Origin of the sequence: Arthrobacter sp. 2MCAF15 (assembly GCF_052115605.1) — a bacterium.
Taxonomy (GTDB): domain Bacteria; phylum Actinomycetota; class Actinomycetes; order Actinomycetales; family Micrococcaceae; genus Arthrobacter.
Map to the genome: position 1 here is coordinate 88,078 of NZ_JBFRGZ010000015.1, position 17,736 is coordinate 105,813.

16 protein-coding genes and 1 rRNA gene are annotated in these 17,736 nt (G+C 67.7%); 4 read left to right on the forward strand and 13 right to left on the reverse strand.

The genetic code is table 11. The features are described 5' to 3' along the window. Positions 1-69: 69 nt before the first annotated feature. Genes AB4089_RS16810 through AB4089_RS16825 form a run of 4 tightly spaced genes read left to right on the forward strand, consistent with a single transcriptional unit; the run spans position 70 to position 4,340 of the window. Positions 70-726 (forward strand): GntR family transcriptional regulator, encoded by a 657-nt coding sequence (locus tag AB4089_RS16810; RefSeq protein ID WP_441410407.1) that lies wholly within the window; start codon positions 70-72, stop codon positions 724-726. Continuing rightward, complete coding sequence (locus tag AB4089_RS16815) at positions 719-2,239, forward strand: MmgE/PrpD family protein (protein WP_441410408.1); 1,521 nt, start codon at positions 719-721, stop codon at positions 2,237-2,239. Before AB4089_RS16810 ends, AB4089_RS16815 begins: the two co-directional genes overlap by 8 nt. Then, positions 2,239-3,141: a methylisocitrate lyase gene (gene prpB / locus AB4089_RS16820; RefSeq protein ID WP_441410409.1), complete on the forward strand. Its 903-nt coding sequence runs from the start codon at positions 2,239-2,241 to the stop codon at positions 3,139-3,141. The genes AB4089_RS16815 and prpB overlap by 1 nt, the downstream gene beginning before the upstream one ends. Before the next feature lie 59 nt (positions 3,142-3,200). After that, the gene (locus AB4089_RS16825) at positions 3,201-4,340 is read left to right on the forward strand and encodes a bifunctional 2-methylcitrate synthase/citrate synthase (RefSeq protein ID WP_441410410.1); all 1,140 of its coding nucleotides are present in this window, start codon (positions 3,201-3,203) and stop codon (positions 4,338-4,340) included. Positions 4,341-4,449: 109 nt separating this feature from the next. On the opposite strand, the gene AB4089_RS16830 is transcribed toward AB4089_RS16825, so the two are convergent. From AB4089_RS16830 to rrf, 13 genes are all read right to left on the reverse strand, one after another. Beyond that, positions 4,450-4,938: an 8-oxo-dGTP diphosphatase gene (locus AB4089_RS16830; protein ID WP_441410411.1), complete on the reverse strand. Its 489-nt coding sequence runs from the start codon at positions 4,936-4,938 to the stop codon at positions 4,450-4,452. 35 nt (positions 4,939-4,973) lie between these two features. Continuing rightward, positions 4,974-5,729 (reverse strand): hypothetical protein, encoded by a 756-nt coding sequence (locus AB4089_RS16835; RefSeq protein ID WP_441410412.1) that lies wholly within the window; start codon positions 5,727-5,729, stop codon positions 4,974-4,976. A gap of 2 nt (positions 5,730-5,731) precedes the next feature. Further along, a complete protein-coding gene (locus AB4089_RS16840; RefSeq protein WP_441410413.1) occupies positions 5,732-6,235 on the reverse strand; it encodes an RNA polymerase sigma factor in 504 nt (167 codons plus the stop codon). 128 nt (positions 6,236-6,363) lie between these two features. Beyond that, positions 6,364-7,452, reverse strand: coding sequence for a site-specific tyrosine recombinase XerD (gene xerD, locus AB4089_RS16845; protein ID WP_441410414.1), 1,089 nt, complete (start codon positions 7,450-7,452; stop codon positions 6,364-6,366). After that, positions 7,449-8,114, reverse strand: a complete 666-nt coding sequence (locus AB4089_RS16850; protein ID WP_441410415.1) for an NUDIX domain-containing protein — start codon at positions 8,112-8,114, stop codon at positions 7,449-7,451. The genes xerD and AB4089_RS16850 overlap by 4 nt, the downstream gene beginning before the upstream one ends. Before the next feature lie 27 nt (positions 8,115-8,141). Beyond that, the gene (locus AB4089_RS16855) at positions 8,142-9,950 is read right to left on the reverse strand and encodes a CTP synthase (protein WP_441410416.1); all 1,809 of its coding nucleotides are present in this window, start codon (positions 9,948-9,950) and stop codon (positions 8,142-8,144) included. A gap of 100 nt (positions 9,951-10,050) precedes the next feature. Continuing rightward, on the reverse strand, positions 10,051-11,787 hold the full coding sequence (gene recN, locus AB4089_RS16860) for a DNA repair protein RecN (protein WP_441410417.1): 1,737 nt from the start codon (positions 11,785-11,787) through the stop codon (positions 10,051-10,053). A gap of 3 nt (positions 11,788-11,790) precedes the next feature. Beyond that, positions 11,791-12,843, reverse strand: a complete 1,053-nt coding sequence (locus tag AB4089_RS16865) for an NAD kinase (protein ID WP_441410418.1) — start codon at positions 12,841-12,843, stop codon at positions 11,791-11,793. A gap of 22 nt (positions 12,844-12,865) precedes the next feature. Next, a complete protein-coding gene (locus AB4089_RS16870) occupies positions 12,866-13,678 on the reverse strand; it encodes a TlyA family RNA methyltransferase (RefSeq protein WP_441410419.1) in 813 nt (270 codons plus the stop codon). Further along, a complete protein-coding gene (locus AB4089_RS16875) occupies positions 13,675-13,965 on the reverse strand; it encodes a hypothetical protein (RefSeq protein WP_441410420.1) in 291 nt (96 codons plus the stop codon). Before AB4089_RS16875 ends, AB4089_RS16870 begins: the two co-directional genes overlap by 4 nt. Positions 13,966-13,974: 9 nt before the next feature. Next, complete coding sequence (locus AB4089_RS16880) at positions 13,975-14,964, reverse strand: HAD-IIA family hydrolase (RefSeq protein ID WP_441410421.1); 990 nt, start codon at positions 14,962-14,964, stop codon at positions 13,975-13,977. A gap of 4 nt (positions 14,965-14,968) precedes the next feature. Next, positions 14,969-16,084 (reverse strand): hypothetical protein, encoded by a 1,116-nt coding sequence (locus AB4089_RS16885; RefSeq protein ID WP_441410422.1) that lies wholly within the window; start codon positions 16,082-16,084, stop codon positions 14,969-14,971. Between the two features lie 1,578 nt (positions 16,085-17,662). Next, positions 17,663-17,736, reverse strand: a 5S ribosomal RNA gene (rrf, locus tag AB4089_RS16890); the annotation flags it as partial.

The following is a 17,736-nucleotide window of genomic DNA, read 5'->3' on the forward strand; positions in this document are numbered from 1 at the left end:
TCGTGTATACACTGTTGATGTTCCACCACGACTGTTCCACCCGATAAGGCCACTACTGAAGGAGGCAGGATGCGCGCCAGCGACAAGGCCTACGAGGCCCTGCGCGAGGACATCATCGAGTGGCGCCTCCTGCCCGGAACGGTGCTCGCGGAAGTGGAGCAGTCCGAGCGGCTGGGCATTTCACGCACGCCACTGCGGGAGGCCCTGAGCCGGCTCACAGCCGAGGGACTGACGACGACGGGCGGCCGCGGCGTCGTCGTGACCGACATTTCCCTGGACGACATCGACGAACTGTTCGAACTGCGCGAAACCCTCGAAGGAAAGGCCGCCGCCCTCGCCGCGGAGCGCGGCGACCCGGCGGTCTTCGATGCGCTCCGGCGCGAACTGCTCCGGGCCCCGGAACTGATCGGCGGGCAGGATCCGGCCCTGCACGACTACTACGGGCTGGTGGGACGGCTGGACACGGCCATCGACGCCGCCATCTCCAATGCCTACCTCGCCCAGGCCATGCGCAGCCTCCGCGTCCATCTCGTGCGCGTCCGGCGCCTGGCCGCCGACGACGCCGACCGGCTCACCGCCGCCGCCGCCGAGCACGCCGCGATCGCCGAGGCGATCGCCGCCGGCAATCCGCGGCTGGCGGAGGCCGCCACCACACTTCACCTGCACCGCAGCCTTTCCCACGTCAAAGCCACGCATACACCTCAGCAAAAGGAGCACCATGGTTAAGGAACACCACGTCCGCGTCTACAAGAGCGAGGAAAACCTGGGCCGCGAGGACCAGCTCGCCTACAAGATCGCCAAGGTCGCCGCCGATCCCGTGCCGGTCACCGACGAGGTCACCGATATGGTGATCAACCGGATCATCGACAACGCCTCGGTGGCGATCGCGTCGCTGAACCGTGCCCCGATCGTCGCGGCCCGGGCGCAGGCGCTTACCCATGGCCCCAGCACCGGCGGCAAGGGCGCCAAGGTCTTCGGCATCGAGGAACGCGTCTCCCCCGAATGGGCTGCCTGGACCAACGGCGTCGCGGTCCGCGAACTCGACTACCACGACACCTTCCTGGCCGCGGACTACTCGCACCCGGGCGACAACATTCCCCCGATCCTGGCCGTGGCCCAGCACGTCGGCTCCGACGGCCAGGACCTGATCCGCGGCATCGCCACCGGCTACGAGATCCAGGTCAACCTGGTCAAGGCCATCTGCCTGCACAAGCACAAGATCGACCACGTGGCGCACCTCGGCCCCTCGGCCGCCGCCGGCATCGGCACCCTGCTGGGCCTGGACGTCGAGACCATCTTCCAGTCCGTCGGCCAGGCGCTGCACACCACCACCGCCACCCGGCAGTCCCGCAAGGGYGAGATCTCCACCTGGAAGGCCCACGCCCCCGCGTTCGCCGGCAAGATGGCCGTCGAATCCGCGGACCGTGCCATGCGCGGGCAGACCTCCCCGGTGCCGATCTACGAAGGCGAAGACGGCGTGATCGCCTGGATGCTGGACGGCCCGGACGCCTCCTACGAGGTGCCGCTGCCGACGCCCGGCGAGGCCAAGCGCGCCATCATGGACACCTACACCAAGGAGCACTCGGCCGAATACCAGGCGCAGGCCTGGATCGACCTGGCCCGCAAGCTCCACGGCGAACACCCCGAGGTCACGGACCCGGCCAACGTCGATTCCGTGCTGATCAAGACCAGCCACCACACGCACTACGTCATCGGCTCCGGCGCCAACGATCCGCAGAAGTACGATCCCACGGCCAGCCGGGAAACCCTGGACCACTCCATCCCGTACATTTTCACCGTCGCCCTGCAGGACGGCACCTGGCACCACGTGGACTCCTACGCCCCCGAACGCGCCGGCCGTGCGGACACCGTGGAACTCTGGCACAAGGTCACCACGGTGGAGGATCCGGAATGGACCCGGCGCTACCACTCCCTGGACATCGCGGAGAAGGCTTTCGGCGGCACCGTGGAGATCACGCTCAAGGACGGCACCGTCATCACCGATGACATCGCCGTCGCCGACGCCCACCCGCTGGGCGCCCGGCCGTTCGCGCGGGAGCAGTACGTCAACAAGTTCCGCACCCTCGCCGCCGGCCTGGTGGACGACGCGGAAATCGAGCGCTTCCTCGCTGCCGCCGCCCGGCTCCCCGAGCTCGGCGCCGGCGAGCTGGACCAGCTGAACATCAAGGCTGCCGACGGCGTGATCGACCTCGCCGCCGCACCGAAGGGACTCTTCTAATGCTGTACTCGAAGGTCACGCCGGAGCAGAAGCGGGTCCGGTTCCGCGAACTCCTGGCCTCCGGCACGATCCAGCAGTTCCCCGGCGCGTTCAACCCGCTCTCGGCCCGGCTGATCGAGGAGAAGGGCTTCGCCGGGGTATACATTTCCGGCGCGGTCCTGGCCAATGACCTGGGGCTGCCGGATATCGGGCTGACCACGCTCACTGAGGTGGCCACCCGCGCCGGGCAGATCGCCCGGATGACGGACCTGCCGTCGATCGTCGACGCCGACACGGGCTTCGGCGAGCCCATGAACGTGGCCCGTTCGGTCCAGGAACTCGAGAACGCGGGCCTGGCCGGCTGCCACATCGAGGACCAGTTCAACCCCAAGCGCTGCGGCCACCTCGACGGCAAGAACGTGGTGGACCTGGACACCGCCACCAAGCGGATCCGGGCCGCGGCCGACGCCCGGCGCGACCCGAACTTCCTGATCATGGCCCGGACGGACATCCGTGCCACTGACGGGCTCGAGGCCGCACAGGAGCGCGCCAAGGCGCTCGTGGAGGCCGGTGCGGACGCGATTTTCCCCGAGGCCATGAAGGATCTGAGTGAGTTCCAGGCCATCCGCGACGCCGTCGACGTCCCGATCCTGGCCAACATGACCGAATTTGGCCAGAGTGCCCTGTTCACCGTGGAGGAGCTGGCCGGCGTCGGCGTCAATATGGTGATCTATCCGGTGACGCTGCTCCGTAGTGCCATGGGCGCTGCGGAGCGTACTCTGGAATCGATTAAGGCCGACGGAACCCAGGAGGCACAGGTTGGGAGCATGCTGACCCGTGCGCGTTTGTACGATCTTGTTGACTATGAGGCTTACAACCGGTTTGACACCGGGGTCTTCAATTTCCAGATCCCCGGAAAGTAAGCCCGCACAGAACCACCGGCCCGTGCCGGTACAGGAGTCAGAAACGAAGGAGTTTCAGCATGGCTGAACAGGACATCAAAAAGGGTCTCGCCGGCGTCGTGGTTGACTACACCGCGGTCTCCAAGGTCAACCCGGACACCAATTCATTGCTGTACCGCGGCTATCCCGTCCAGGAGTTGGCCGCCAAGTGCAGCTTCGAGGAGGTCGCCTATCTTTTGTGGAACGGCGAGCTGCCCACCGGGGATCAGCTGGCGGAGTTCAGTGCCAGGGAACGAGCCGGGCGGGCGCTGGATCCGGTCGTCAAACAGGTGATCGATGCGCTGCCCACCACCGCGCACCCCATGGACGTCTGCCGGACTGCCACGTCGGTCATGGGCGCCCGGCATCCGTTGGCGGAGGATTCCTCGCGCGAGGCCAACCTGGCCAAGGCCGTTGACCTGTTTGCCGCGATGCCGGCCGTGGTGGCCTACGACCAGCGCCGCCGGCACGGCCTGGACCTCGTGGAGCCCCGCGAGGACCTCGGTTACGACGCCAACTTCCTCTGGATGACCTTCGGCGAGGAAGCGGTCCCCGAAGTAGTTGACGCATTCAATGTCTCAATGATTTTGTACGCCGAGCACTCCTTCAACGCCTCCACCTTCACAGCCCGCGTGATCACCTCAACGCTGGCGGATCTGCATTCGGCGGTGACCGGGGCCATCGGCGCCCTCAAGGGGGCGCTCCACGGCGGCGCGAACGAGGCCGTGATGCACACCTTCGATGAGATCGGCATCCGGCCGGAGGAGTCACTGGAGGACGCCCACGTCCGGGCAAAGGCCTGGATGGAGAACGCCCTGGCCCAAAAGAAGAAGGTCATGGGCTTCGGCCACCGGGTCTACAAGCACGGCGACTCCCGGGTGCCCACCATGAAGTCGGCCCTGGACAAGATGATTGCCCACTATGGCCGGCCGGAGCTGCTGGGACTCTACAACGGGCTCGAGACCGCGATGGACGAGGCGAAGGGGATCAAGCCGAACCTCGACTATCCGACCGGACCCACGTACCACCTCATGGGCTTCGACACCGCCACGTTCACTCCCCTGTTCGTTGCCAGCCGGATCACCGGCTGGACCGCGCACATCATGGAGCAGCTGGATTCGAACTCGCTGATCCGTCCGTTGAGCGAGTACAACGGCGTCGAGGAGCGGCACCTGGCCTAGCAGGGTCCCACTTAGCGAGTACGCCAGCAGACAGAACGCGGGCCGGTCACCTTGAAGGGTGGCTGGCCCGCGGTTCTTTCGGCGCTATTTTGCGGCGAGCCGGCCCCGCTCACCCCCGTGCGGAGGGATACCGGACGGACGCAACGGTCTCGTTGTCCTCATTGAGGACCACGACGACGTCGATCGTTTCGCCGGCCAGCGCCGGGGGCAGCCAGTGCCCCGCATCCTGCCACATCCTCGCCAGGGGCAACGACGCGGCGTCGAACCACTCGGGCGTGATTTCCGGGCTCTCGGCGGCTTCGCCTTCCCACCGCCGGGTGGTGAAGAGCCGGCACGACATGTTCCAGTCGGGCCGGGCGGGAAAGATGAACTCGACGACGCCGGCATGGGCCAAGTCCTCTTGGAGCACCACTATTCCGGCCTCTTCCCAGACTTCGCGGACCACGGCCTCGGCGTCGCTCTCCCCCGGCTCCACGTGGCCTCCGATGCCGACGATCTTGCCGATGCCAAAACCCGTCCTTTTCAGGCCCAGCAGCACCTCGGTACCGGTCGCCGCGTCACGGAGCGGGAAGCAGAGGGCGACAGGCGTGAGCTTCATGTGCTCAACCCTATAGCCGCCGCAGCCTACCGATGCTATCCGGCTGCCGGACCATCGCCGACAAGCTGCGGCCGCAGTTCGACCGGAATCCCCTTTTCCGCGAATTCCTTGTCCATGGCCTGCTGCGGGGTGAGTCCTTGGTTGTTCAGCGCCTGGAACTTCCAGCTGAAAACGCTGGACCAGACCTGCCGGAAGTCGCAGAGGAAACGCCCGTTCTGCAGCCTGGCAATTTGATACCACGCGTTGCCGCCATCAAGCTGGAGCGCCCGGACCCCGTCATCGGAGATGGAATACGCAAGCCATCCGTCGGCACAGCCCAGCACGGTGTAATACGCCTGCTCGGCGGCGGGAATCGCTGTGATGGCCCGTTTCTGGTCGTTGCGCTGCTGGTCCACGTTTGCCATGCTGCACGCAACGCCGTCCGTGCTCAAGGCTCCGTGGGCGGTGCTGGCTTGACCGGGAGTGGTGGCGGGAGCGGATGGGCTTGGGGCATCCGGCGAGGGGCTGGCGGATACAGTCGGCGTCGGGATGCCCGTCTGGGCCGGCCCGGGCGCCGGCTGCGGCATCAGGTTGCCGCCGACAACCACTGCGCCAATGGTCGCTGCAGCGGCCAGAGCAGTCGCGGCCGCAGCCCGCACGGTATTGCGTCGTGCCGGAGTGCGCCCTGCCAAAAGGACGACGTTCGGATCCGTGGAAAATACGCTCGAGCGGGCAGGGTCGCTTCCCGGCGCTGCGCCCGGTTCTCCGACGCGGGGTTTGGCATCCTTCATGAGCTGTTCGATGCGGTCCATGGCTAGTCCTTCCGTTCGGTCATGAGATGTGACGGGGCAGCTTTCGCGAATGCCCGGCGTGCCCGGTGCAGGCGGACGGCAGCGGCGGAGGACGAACATCCCAGAGTCTGCGCCAGTTCAGCGATGGTCAACTCATCCCAGTAGCAGAGCATGAGGACCTCGCGGTCCCGCTCCCTGAGCTGCACCAGCACATCTGTCACGGCGGCCCGTTGTTCATCGTTTTCCTCGGGGACTTGGCCTCGGACCTCGTCTTTCAGTCGCTCGAGAAGTTCCTGGCGGCGACGGCGGCCTTTGTACTCATTGCCGATCACGTTCCGGGCCGTTGCCAACAGCCAGCCAATGCCGGGCGGTTCGGGTAACTCCTTTTCCCAGGCAATCCTGAAGACGTCCGCGGCCAGTTCCTCGGCGCGGTGCCGGTCACTGATACGGCAGGCTATATAGCGGTAGACCCGCGCGGAGTGCTGGGTGTGCAGATCAATGAACGCTTGCTCTTTGGCAGCCAACATGGTGGTTCCCCCGGACATCGATGACTTGTTCTTGATGCCTAAGTGTCCTGTGACCTGTATTTTCTTACACGGGCCAGCAAAAAGTTCGCAGGAACCGGCACGATGTGCCGAAACCGGCTGACTTTGTCTTAGCCCAGGGCGCGGGGGTGCGCGGCGGCATAGATCTCCCGCAGCGTATCGGCCGTCACCTGCGTGTAGACCTGTGTGGTGGTCACCGAGGCGTGTCCCAGCAGTTCCTGGACCACGCGGACGTCGGCGCCGCCCTCCAGCAGGTGGGTGGCGAAGGAGTGCCGCAGGGTGTGCGGTGACACGTCTTTGGTGATGTTGGCTTTGTCCGCCGCAGCCTTCAGGATGGTCCAGGCGCTTTGCCGGCTGATCCTGCCGCCGCGGGCGTTCAGGAACAGCGCCGGGGTGCCCTTGCCCTTGGCGGCCAGCAGGGGCCGCCCGCGGACCAGGTAGGCGTCAAGGGCGCGTGCCCCATAGGATCCCAGCGGGACGAGGCGTTCCTTTGAGCCCTTGCCGAAGAGCCGGACGATTGCCGGGCCACCGCCTTCACCTGCCTCCCGGGAGGTCTGCAGGGAGATGTCGTCAACATCCAGGCCCACGGCTTCGCTGATGCGGGCACCGGTGGAATAGAGGAACTCGAGCAGCGCACGGTCCCGCAGGCCAGTTGCCGTGTCCGTGCCGGCCGCCTCGAGGATCCTGGTGACCTCGCCGACGCTGATGGCTTTCGGCAGCCGTTTGCCGGGCATGGGCGGGTGGACATCGCTGGCGGGGTCGGTGGGTGTGACGCCTTCGAGCGCCCAGAATTTGTGGAGGCCGCGCACTGCCACGACTGTGCGCGCCGCGGACCGGACGCCCAGGGAGGAGCCGCCGTCGGAGCCGTCGGAGAGCGCCTGGACGAATCCGGTGACGTCGTGGCGTGTGACCTCCGGCGGGCGCTGGCGTCCGGACCGGGCGAGGTGGCTCGCGTAGCGGGCCAGGTCGCGCCGGTACGCGGCGAGGGTGTTTGCCGCGAGTCCGCGTTCCACACTCATATGCTGCAGGTAGTCAGTCACTGCGCGGTCAATCGCGGTGAGCGGCCGCGCGGGCGGGCGTTTGGGAGCGGCTGACGCCGCCGGGGCCGAAGGTTGCGCGGGCGCCGGCCCGGGGGCCGGAAGTTGCGCAGGGGCCGCCGGATCCAGCCTTGGGGTTTCGGCGATCAGCGCGTCGGTCATCGGCGCTGGCTGGGATGGGCGGGCCAGGGTGCGTCGGCCGGGCGGAGGCTTTCGAAATCGTCAGCGCGTGCGGCGGCCGCGGCCAGCACGCCGACGACGGCGGACGGGTTGTGCAGGCGGCCGTCCAGCACCGCCAGTACGGCTTGGTCCAACGGCGTCCAGTGCAGCTCGATCTCGGCTTCCTCGTCGGTGCGGACGTGCCGCTCATGGCCCGGCACCTCGCTCAGGCCGCGGGCCAGGTAGATGCGGATGGCCTCGCTGGAGGAACCCGGCGAGTTGAAGAAGTCCGCCAGCACGTTCCAGCGGTCCGCTACGAGGTCCGCTTCCTCGGCCAGTTCGCGGGCCGCGCCGACGACGAAGTCCTCGCCTTCGACGTCGAGCAGCCCGGCGGGGATCTCCCAGAGGTCCATGCCGACGGGGTGCCGGTACTGCCGGAGCAGCAGCACGTCGCCGGCGTCGTTCATGGGGAGAATGGCCACCGCGCCGGGATGGTCGATGTAGTCCCGGACCAGGGTGTCGCCGTCGTCGTTGAGCTGGAAACTGTCGCTGACGACGTCCCAGATCCTGCCTTCGTAAACCTTCCGGGAAGACAAAAGACGGCGCGGGCTCGGCTCATCCGAAACCTGCCGTGCAGCATTGGGGGTCTCAGACATACCGGGCATCGCGCCGTCCTTTGATTCAGTTGGAAATTACTTGGACACTGCTGCCGACGAGGGCTTGGGCGCAGGGGCCGGGGCATCGGCCTTCGCACTGTCCGTCTTGGCGCTGGCGCTGATGGTGGCAGCGGGCGCAGAGTCGGCGGCCTGCTGGTGGCCCAGGGCGGCCTTGATCAGGCCCGCGAACAGCGGGTGCGGGCGCGTGGGCCGCGAGCTGAGCTCGGGGTGCGCCTGCGTGGCCACGTAGTACGGGTGGACGTCGCGGGGAAGTTCCACGAACTCGACCAGCTTGCCGTCGGGCGAGGTTCCGGAGAAGCTCAGGCCCTTGGCGGCAATCTGCTCGCGGTACTTGTTGTTGACCTCGTAGCGGTGCCGGTGACGTTCGCTGACATTCGTGGCGCCGTAGGTTTCGGCGACGACGGATCCTTCGTCCAGCTTGGCCTCGTACAGGCCCAGGCGCATGGTGCCGCCGAGGTCGCCCTTGCCGTCAACGATGTCCAACTGCTCTTCCATCGTGGCGATGACCGGGTACTTGGAATCCGGCTCGAACTCGGACGAGGACGCGCCCTCGAGGCCAACCACGTTGCGGGCGTACTCGATCACCATGCACTGCAGGCCCAGGCACAGGCCCAGGACCGGGAGCTTGGTTTCGCGGGCATACTTCAGGGCGCCAAGTTTGCCTTCGAGGCCGCGGATGCCGAAGCCGCCCGGAACGCAGATGGCGTCGACGCCGGCCAGGGACTGCACAGCGCCCTCGCGGGTTTCGCATTCGTCCGAGGGGACCCAGCGGATCTTGACCTTGGTGTCGTTGGCGAAGCCGCCGGCGCGCAGGGCCTCCGTGACGGACAGGTAGGCGTCCGGCAGGTCGATGTACTTGCCCACGAGCGCGATCTCAACCTCGTGCTTCGGGTTGTGGACGGCGTCCAGCAGCTTGTCCCAGCTGGTCCAGTCCACATCCTTGAACGGCAGGTCCAGGGCGCGGACGATGTACGAATCCAGGCCCTGGGAGTGCAGGGTCTTCGGGATGTCGTAGATGCTCGGGGCGTCCGGGCAGCCGATCACGGCGTCGATGTCGACGTCGCACATGCGGCCGATCTTGTCGCGCATCGGCTGCGGGACTTCGCGGTCCGAACGGATCACGATTGCCTCCGGCTGGATGCCGATGGAGCGCAGCGCGGCAACGGAGTGCTGCGTCGGCTTGGTCTTCAGCTCCTGCGAGGGGCCGATGTACGGCACGAGGGAAACGTGGAGGAAGAAGACATTTCCGCGGCCGATGTCCTGGCGGACCTGGCGGGCGGATTCGAGGAACGGCTGGGACTCGATGTCGCCCACCGTGCCGCCGATTTCGGTGATGATGACGTCCGGGGCGTTCTTGCCCTCGGCGGGCAGCCGCATGCGCCGCTTGATCTCATCGGTGATGTGCGGGATGACCTGGACGGTGTCGCCGAGGTATTCGCCGCGGCGCTCCTTGGCGATGACCGTCGAGTAGACCTGGCCGGTTGTGACGTTGGCCGATCCTTCGAGGTTTTCATCGAGGAAGCGCTCATAGTGGCCGATGTCCAAGTCCGTCTCGGCGCCGTCGTCGGTAACGAAGACTTCGCCGTGCTGGAAGGGATTCATCGTGCCCGGATCCACGTTCAGATAGGGATCGAGCTTTTGCATTGTTACAGACAGACCGCGTGCCCGCAGAAGGTGGCCGAGGCTCGAAGCCGTCAGTCCCTTACCGAGCGAGGACGCTACACCACCGGTGACGAAGATGTGTTTGGTCGTCTTGGACGAGCCCGGGAACCGGGAATTTACACGAGAGTTTGATCGCTGCACCACGGGGTTTGAGCTTATCATCAATTCGGCCTTCCACGGGCTCCCTGGCGGGATCCCGATGTGATTGTTGTCCTAGCAGCGGCACCCGCGGAACTCCGTGCGGAAGTCCCGGCGACCCCGCCTAGATTTGCGGCAGGAGTTTGGCGTCGTCCAGCAACTCCTGGGCGTGGGCCTGCGCCGACTCCGAGTCCTCCTGGCCGGCGAGCATGCGGGCCAGCTCGCGGACGCGCTCGGCCTCATCCAGCAGCTGCACGTCGCTGGAGGTGAATCCCGTGGCGGTAGCGCCGTCGGCGCCCCGCACGGAGGTCTTGGTGACCCTGATGTGCTGGTCCGCGAACGCGGCCACCTGCGGCAGGTGGGTCACCACAAGGACCTGGACGTGCCGTGCCAGCATCGCCAGCCGGCGGCCGATCTCGACGGCGGCCCGGCCGCCCACGCCGGCGTCGACCTCGTCGAAGACGAACGTCGGGACGGGATCGACAGCGGCCAGGACCACCTCGATGGCGAGCATGACGCGGGAGAGTTCACCGCCCGAGGCGCCCTTGCCCAACGGCCGGGCCGGCGCACCCGAGTGCGGCTGCAGCAGGAACGAGATGTCATCTGCCCCGAACGGTCCCAGCTGGCCGGCGGGCTCGAGGTTGATGACCAATGTGGCATCGGCCATGGCCAGCGCCTTCAGCTCCGCACTGACCCGTGCGGAGAGGTCCTTCGCGGCCTTGGTGCGCGCCTTGGTGATCGCTGAGGCCTTCTTCGTGAGCTCGGCCTCGGCCCGGGTCACCTCGGCGTCCAGCGATTCGATCCGGGTGGAGTCGTCCTGCAGTTCCTCGTACCGGGTCCGGGCTTCCTCGGCCCAGACCAGCACCTCGTCGATGCTCGGCGCGTACTTGCGCACAAGCTTGGCCAGCGCGGCCCGGCGGTCCTCGATCTCTGCCAGCCGTTCCGGGCCCTCCGTGTCAAGGGCGGCCTGATAGCTGGCGAGCTCCGCGGCGATGTCGTTGAGCAGGAAGCCGACCTCGGCCAGGCGCGCCGCGGCTGAGCCCAGCTCCTCGTCGTGTTCGGCAACGTGCTCCAGGGTGCGCTTGGCGGCGTCCACCAGGGTGGTGGCGTCGGCATCTTCGCCAAAGTCCTCGGCGATGAGCGCCTGGTGGGCGGTGCTGGCCGCGATCCGCAGTTCCTCGACGTTGGCCAGCTTCACTGCCTCGGCTTTCAGGGCGTCGTCCTCCCCCGGCTGGGGGTCCACGGCGTCGATCTCGGTGAGGGCAACCTGCAGCGACTCGGCCTCGCGGAGGCGTTCACGGGCGGCGCTGCGCAGGGCGTCCAGCTCGCCCTGGCTGGCGTGCCAGTGGGCGTAGAGGTCCTGGTAGGCGGCCAGCGTTCCCGCGAGGCTGTCGCCCGCGAATTTGTCCAGGGCGCCGCGTTGCGCCACCGGGCTCTTGAGCCGGATCTGGTCCGACTGGCCATGAACCACCACAAGGGTTTCGCCGATTTCGGCGAGCACGCCGACAGGCGCGGCCCGTCCGCCCAGATAGGCGCGGCTGCGGCCGTCGGCTCCGACGCTGCGGGCAAGCAGCAGTTCAGCACCGCCGTCGAACTCCTCGACGTCGGCCCCGGCCTCCCGGGACCGGGCGATGGCGGCATGCCCGGCGTCGAGCTTCAGCACCGCCTCCGCGGAGGCGCTCTTCGCGCCGCTGCGGACCGCTCCGGCGTCGGACCTGGCACCGAGGAGCAGTCCGACGGCGGTGACCACCATGGTCTTGCCGGCGCCGGTTTCACCGGTCACGACGCTGAGGCCCGGGCCCAGGGGCAGGGTGGCGTCGGTGATGACGCCGAGGTCGCGGATTCGCAGTTCTTCAAGCATGGTTCACTTCTCGGTTGAGGGATCTGGCGATGGATCGGGCCCGTCGCCGGGTACTGCGTCGCCGGGTCCTGCGTCGTGCGGCGAGGGCAGCGGCGGCATGGGGCGGGGCGTGCGGATGATCGGGACGGGTCCGGTGTGAATGGCCTTGGCCTGCGGCATGGGGCCGCGCCAGCCCTGGATGGGGAGCTGGAACTTGCGCACAAGCCGGCCGGAGAAGGGGGTCTGGTGTGTCCTGGCCAGCCGGACGGGCGTGGCGGAGCGGGTCACTTCTACGCGCGCGCCGGGCGGCAGGTCCACCGAGCGGCGGCCGTCGCACCACAGGACGCCCTGGGCATCGGTACGGTTCAGGATCTCCACGGCGAGCCGGGACCGGGGAGACACCACGAGCGGCTTCGCGAAGAGGGCATGGGCGCTGATCGGCACAATCAGCAGGGCCTCCACCTCGGGCCACACGACGGGGCCGCCGGCGGAAAACGCGTACGCCGTGGATCCGGTGGGCGTGGCCAGGACCACGCCGTCGCAACCGAAGGAGGTCAGGGGGCGTTCGTCGACTTCCGTGACCACCTCCAGCATCCGTTCCCGGTTGCCCTTTTCGATCGCGGCCTCGTTGAGGGCCCAGGTGTGCCAGATCTTCTGCCCGCGGACCCAGACCTGGACGTCGATCGTCATGCGCTCCTCCACCGTGTAGTCACGGCTGGCGATCCACTCGACGGTCTGGGCGAGGTCGGCCCGCTCACTTTCGGCCAGGAACCCCACATGGCCCAGGTTCACGCCGAGCAGCGGCACGTCGACTTCCCGGACCAGCTCGGCAGCGCGGAGGATGGTGCCGTCCCCGCCCAGCACCATGACGAGTTCCACCTCGGGCAGCTTCACGTGGTCGTGCAGGACCTCCACAGGGTGGTCGAGCCGGCCGAAGAACCGGACCATGTCCCCGAGCTCGTTCTCCTGCAGCACCGGGACCAGACCGGAATCATGCAGCAGGGCGCACGCCTCCCAGGCAGCCTTGAGGGACTCCTCGCGCCCTGTGTGGGCAAGGATGAGGACACGCCTGCTCATCGGGTTCCGCCTTCTGGTGGTACTAGTGGTTCGGCCAGATTGTTCCGAGCAACGCAGCAACGGCTGCGTCCCGCTCCTCGATCTTAGGCGGGACTTCCGACATCGCGCGTTTTATCCACAGGAAGTATTCGACATTGCCGTCCTGTCCCGGCAGCGGGCTTTGGGCGAGGCCCCGCAATTCGAGGCCCGCGTCCACGGCGGCGGCAGCCACCTTGGTCACGGCGAGCCTGCGCTCCCGCTCCGAGGTGACCACGCCGGTCCGCCCCAGCCGGTCCTTGCCGATCTCGAATTGCGGTTTGACCATGAGGACAAGGTCACCACCGGGCACCGTGCAGGCGGCGAGCGGCGCCACCACCAGGGTCAGCGAGATGAAGGACAGGTCAGCCACCGTCAATGCGGCCGGTCCACCGATTTCCCCTGGCGTCATGTACCGGACGTTGAGGCCCTCGTGGACGGCAACGCGCTGGTCGTGCCTGATTTCCGGGACCAGCTGGCCGTGCCCGACGTCTACGGCCACCACGTGGGCGGCTCCGCGGCGCAGCAACACATCCGTGAACCCGCCGGTCGAGGCACCGGCGTCGAGGCATCGTTTGCCGGCGACGTCGACGGCGGGAAAGGCATCCAGCGCGCCGGCAAGCTTGTGCCCGGCCCGGCTTACGTAGCCGTCCTCAGCGGAGGCCCGCACGTCCAGCGCCGCGTCATCCGGGATTTGCAGTGAGGCCTTGGCGAGGATCTCGCCGCCGGAGCTGACTTTTCCCTCGGAGATGAGCCGGGCGGCATGCGTCCGGGACCGTGCCAGCCCCCGGCTGACAAGTGCCTGGTCCAGCCGGCTCACGATCCCCCGTCCCCTGCTGCATGGATGCGGCGCGCCGCGCCCGCGTGGCCGGCCACGTCCTCGTTTAGGGCCTCCAGCAGGGCATCGTGCATGCCGGCATAGACTTCGCCGTGTCCGGACACCGGCGCCTGCCGCACGGCCGCGAGGCGGTCCAGCACGGCACTGACGGCCGGGTCTTGGACGTGCTGTGACGGCAGATCGGGCCAGGCGACGCCGGCCTCGGTCGGGGCGCCAGCCTCAGCCGCCTCGTGAGCCTCGTGGTTTGGATCCTGGTTCAGCTCGGTCATAGGTCCAGCCTAGTGATCGAGCCACTCGAGGACCGGGGCCAGCGCGCTGGTGGTCTCGGGGTTCGCGGCCCACCATGCCGAGCAGGCGGCACGCCATGAATCGAGGTCGGCGGGGTCGCCGCTGATGTGGACCGACTGCCCCCGCACGATTGCCGAGGCCGTGCCGCTGCTGTACCGCCCGGCGTCGTGCTCCACGGAAGGGTACGGCGCGTACAGGCCGGTGAGATCATTGATGAGAAAATCCGGGCGCTCCACGGACCGTGCGGCGAGGATCGATTCCCTAGTGTCCACGCCGGTCAGCACAGCCACCGTGGCGAAACCGGCGTTGTTGCCGCCCAGGATGTCGGTGTCCAGGCGGTCACCGACAACCAGCGGCCGGTCGGCGGACAGCCGCTTGGCGGCCGTATGGAACAGCGGCGCCTCGGGCTTGCCCGCCACAATCGGGGTCTTGCCGGTCGCGGCCGCCACGGCCGCCACAAGCGTCCCGTTCCCCGGGGCAATGCCGCGCGCCTGGGGAATGGACCAGTCGGTGTTGGTCGCCACCCAGAGGGCGCCGCCGGCCACGACGTACGACGCCTCCGCGAGGTCTTTCCACCCGATGTCCGGGCTAAAGCCCTGCACGACGGCGACAGGGTTGTCCCCCGCGCCGCGGACGGGAACCAGGCCCACCAGCTCAATTTCCTGGGCCAGCGCGGCGCTGCCGGTGATCAGCACGTGCGACCCGGCAGGCAGCATCGAGGCCAGAAGCGCCGCCGCCGCCTGAGAGGAACTCACCACCTGGTGATCCTCGGCAGGGGCTCCGAGGTCGCGCAGGTGTTGCGCTACCTGCGCCGGGGAGCGGGAGGCGTTGTTGGTGACGTAGCCCAGCCCGACGCCGACGCCGGCGAGCCGGCACAGCGATTCCACGGCCCCGGGGATGGCATGGGGGCCGGCGTACACCACGCCGTCGAGGTCGGAGAGCAGGGCATCAAACGTGGAGATCAGTGCCGTGTCGCCCATGCGGCTAGTCCTCGGCCCGGTCATGCCGGGCGGCCTCGGAGTCGTCCAGGAATTCCTGATCCGCTTCGGCCTCTTGGGCCTCCGGTTCGCCGCCGGCGTTATCGAGCACTTCTGATTCACTCAGCACGTCGGCTTCCACCGAATCCTGGTCGGACTCGGCGTCGTCGGACTCGAAGTAGTCCCCTTCGGCGTCGTCGGCGCTGTGGTCGATGGCGCTGTGGTCGATGGCGCTGCCGTCGGTCGCGTTCAGGCCGGCCGCCTCAGCTGCGGCGACGGTGGTTTCCGCGGCGGCAGCAGCACCGGCGGCACGCGGGGCGCGCTCTTCGGTGCCGGCGTGCGTGTCGGCATTCTCCTGCTCGCGGAGCCGGCGCTGCCGGTTCTCCTCACGGGCTTCCTCTTCCTCGTCCCAGCCGAGGTCGATGATGTCAGGGTCCTCGTCCTCACCCAGGCCCAGTGCGTTTTCGGCCACGACGGCCTGGCGCTGCCACTTCTCGGCCTCAGCCGCGCGGCCGGCTGCCGTCAGCGCATCAGCGTACGCGCGGAACAGCCGGGGGCTGTAGGAAAAGGCCCGGTTGATGTCCAGCAGCGGGATCTCCAGCTCGGAAACCGCGGCGTCGAACTGTCCGAGGTCGGTGCGGGCACCGGCTGCCACGATCGCCAATTCCACCTTGCCCGGGGCGTCGAGATCCTTGGCTTCCTCGGATCGGGCCATGTCCAGGGCACGGTCCGGACGGCCAAGGCCCCGCTCGCAGTCGGCCATGACCGGCAGGTGCATGTTGGAGCCGCTGATCCGGCGGTAGGTGCGGAATTCCCGGAGAGCCTCACCATAGTGGCCGGCCGCGTAGGCGGTCAGGCCGACAGCTTCGCGGACGGACGCAAGGCGTCCGCCACGGCGGCTGGCTGCCAGGGCATGCTGGAAGGCAAGCTCAGGTTCCTCGTCAAGGAGCCGTCCGGCCATGACAAGGTGGCGGGCCACCCATTCGGCGCTGGTGCCTTCGAGAGTCTTGATCTGGTGCTGGGTGGCGCGGTCAAGTTCCTTGCCCGTGACGTCCTCGTCGATCTGCGGTGAACGCTCCCGGTCGGGACGGTTGGCGCTGCGGAGATCGCGCGCGTTGGGCACGCGTACCGGACGGTCCTCGGGACGGTCGCGACCATACTGGCGCGGACCTGACTCGCCACGGTCGAAGCTGCGTGCGGGACGGTCCTCGCGGCTGCCGAACGGCTTGCGGTTATCGCCGGCGCCGTAGGGCTTGCGGTCACGGTCGCCGCCGCCGAAACTGCGCTGGCCGCCACCCTCACGCGGGGCACGATCACCGTACGGCTTGCGGTCACGATCGCCACCACCGCTGTACGGCTTACGATCGCCATAAGACGGACGGCTATCGCCACCGAAGCTGCGCTGGCCTCCACCTTCACGCGGGGCACGATCACCGTAAGGCTTACGCTCACCGCCGGCGCCGCCGCTGTACGGCTTACGCTCACTGCCCCCGAAACCACGCTGATCCCCGCCCTCACGCGGGCCGCGATCACCATAGGGCTTGCGGTCACGATCGCCACCACCGCTATACGGCTTACGATCGCCACCACCGCTATACGGCTTACGATCGCCATAAGACGGACGGCTATCGCCACCGAAGCTGCGCTGGCCTCCACCTTCACGCGGGGCACGATCACCGTAAGGCTTACGCTCACCGCCGGCGCCGCCGCTGTACGGCTTACGATCACTGCCCCCGAAACCACGCTGATCCCCGCCCTCACGCGGGCCGCGATCACCATAGGGCTTACGCTCGCCACCCGTGTACGGCTTACGATCCCCGCCACTGTAAGGCTTGCGGTCACGGTCCCCGCTGCCGTAGCTGCGCTGGCCGCCACCCTCACGCGGAGCACGCTCACTGTAGGGCTTGCCTTCACGGTCTTCCCTGGAACGGAACCCGCGAGGATCGCCGCCCGAGTTGCTCGTGCCGCGGAAAGGGGCTCCGCCGGAGTTGTCGCGGGCCTTGCCGCCGCGGTTGCCATCGTTGTGATCAGCCATGCTGGGATCCTCCTGTTGCGAGCTGACCACTGGCGCAATCGCAGCCGCTCTGTTCCGTGTTTCGTTTCCTACGCAACCCGAAATCAAGCGCTTCGAAGTCCGTACATCTCCATCAATTCTAGGCGAGCGACACGCCACCGGCTAACGGCAGCGGGTCTATCGGACCCGCGGTGGCAAGTCTCACAACCTCAGCCGCAAATCTCTCCGTGGCGGCGGCCGGCGGGCAGCGCTGGTGGCCCAGACCCTGTTTTGGGCCTGGTCGGGAGACGCCGGCGACGTGGTTGGAGGTCCTGGATCTCCATGATGTTTGGGGGGAGGCTTGCAGTTGAGCCATTTGCACGGTGATGCCCTACCCGCACAGCGGAGGCCCATTCCAATCACCGTCCCTCGCCGACCGGGGCGCCTTTCAACACGATTCCGACCCCTGGGCCCGGTAACCGCGGCGTGTCCAGGTCAAAGTGCCCCCGGACGGCATCCTGCGGACGAGTCCGTGGGCGATCGAGCCCAGAAGCCCAGAGTCCAGTAGCTCAGAGTCCAGGCACGAAACTCGTGACACACCCGGGATTTACAAACGTATTTGTCCTACTAACCCGGATTTTTTKTTTTGGGGGTTAAATGCGGGAGGACCCCCAACCTGTGGTTGGGGGTCCTCGACCGTTAATGGTGTTCCGGCGGTGACCTACTCTCCCACACCCTCCCGGGTGCAGTACCATCGGCGCTGTGGGTCTTAGCTTCCGGGT